The organism is Streptomyces sp. NPDC004647 (assembly GCF_040609575.1).
In the GTDB taxonomy this organism is placed as follows: Bacteria; Actinomycetota; Actinomycetes; order Streptomycetales; family Streptomycetaceae; genus Streptomyces.
Genome location: NZ_JBEXKU010000210.1, coordinates 1 through 1,482, shown reverse-complemented (window position 1 = coordinate 1,482; position 1,482 = coordinate 1). Strand labels below are relative to the sequence as shown.

General features: G+C 63.2%; 2 protein-coding genes. Both read left to right on the top strand.

Annotated features, from left to right (window positions below; all coding sequences use genetic code 11):
• Positions 1-186: 186 nt before the first annotated feature.
• Positions 187-561, top strand: coding sequence for a winged helix-turn-helix domain-containing protein (locus ABZW18_RS34725; RefSeq protein WP_356195505.1), 375 nt, complete (start codon positions 187-189; stop codon positions 559-561).
• Positions 562-782: 221 nt separating this feature from the next.
• Positions 783-1,482, top strand: a 700-nt coding sequence (locus tag ABZW18_RS34720) for a helix-turn-helix transcriptional regulator (protein WP_356195504.1), incomplete at its 3' end; no start/stop codon positions are given.

Here is a 1,482-nt window from a genome sequence, read left to right as displayed (position 1 = left end):
GCGATGAGCGTCACGGGCATGATGGAAGCTCCCTTCGGGGACGAAGGAGGGCGGCGAAACTGCTTGGCGGTAGGTGCGCCGCCCTCCGGTTTGTATTGCGTGCCCTAGGCGTCACAGTACACACTCCCTCGCGTGTGGCAAGAGTCCTGGGTGCCCTAGGACGGAAAACGGCGATAGTCTCGAGGGATGAGCCTGATCCCCGACGATTCCGAGCCCGCTTCCCGTCAGGTAGCCAGCGCCATCCGGAGCGAGATCAACTCTGGAGAATTGGCCCCAGGCGCGAAGATTCCGGCTGTGCGGAAGCTGGCTGAGCGCTTCGGCGTGGCAGTGATGACCGCTCAGAGCGCTGTGGAGATCCTTCGGTCGGAGGGACTGATCTACACAAGCCCCGGCCGTGGGAGCTTCGTCCGCTCAGACGCCACATCAGCCCACCAAGAGCCCGAGGGATCAGCTGAGTTCGTCGAGATCACGAAGCACCTCAGCGCATTGCAGGCCACCGTCAAGGATCTGGCGGATCGCGTCGCTCAGCTTGAGGACGCGGCCGGTCGCCGGTCGTCGTGATCAGCGCATCTACTCTCTGACTCAACTCGGCGATCCGTTCCGAGAGGTTCGCCAACATCCTTACGACCGTGGCCAGTTCGTCGGGAGTCACTTCACCGACCGCCTTTCGTTCGGGTAGCTTCCGTCCTGGTGAAGCCAGCAAAACGCAGGTCATGACGTTGATTACAGGCTGAGAGTCGATCACTCACAGATCACTCACAGGCACAGCCAGCGGAGGCGAGATGTCCCAGGAGAAGCCTGGAGCTGAACCGTTTATTGCGGAGCTCAAGCGGTGGCGAGATGTTCGGGGGCTTTCGCAGTCCGCTTTGGCGAAGGCCGTTGGCTACACACCCTCGTACGTGTCCAAGGTCGAGGGCGGACAGCAAAGGCCGGCACGAGGATTCGCCGAGCAGGCCGACCGCATCCTTCATGCTGGCGGAGCCCTCCGCCGCGCGTTTGCGGAGATCGAGCCCCAATCCCGCAGCGAAGCCGTGCCGCACCAACAGTCTCCCGACAGCTCCGGCCCCGACAGCCAACCGGCGAGCGTGATCGTTCAACACGACGATGCCGAGCTTTACTACGACGGCACGAAATACCGAGCGACGCAGCGTCGGCAGCTCTACAACGCGAGTCCGGATCCCATCGCGCGGTACCTGATCCGCATCTCCGTCGATCGTTACCCCGGCAGCCCGGAACGCTCGAACCGGCTCTACCGCGAGAACCCGCTCACGTGGGAGGAGATCAGCCTCACGGCGAAGGTCGGAGACGAGCCAATCGGATGGCGAGTCCAGCACGATCGGGACGCGTTCAAGGAACTGTGGCTCCTCTTCGAGAACGACTACGGCCGGTACCCGCTGTACCCAGGCGAGACGACCTGGATCGAGTACTCCTACACGGTGCGGGACGACAAGTGGGGCACCTGGTTTCAGCGCGCGGTACGAC

Bases quoted from the DNA above. Each gene is read 5' to 3' on its own strand.
- ABZW18_RS34725 (WP_356195505.1), top strand. From the start codon at position 187: ATGAGCCTGATCCCCGACGATTCCGAGCCCGCTTCCCGTCAGGTAGCC.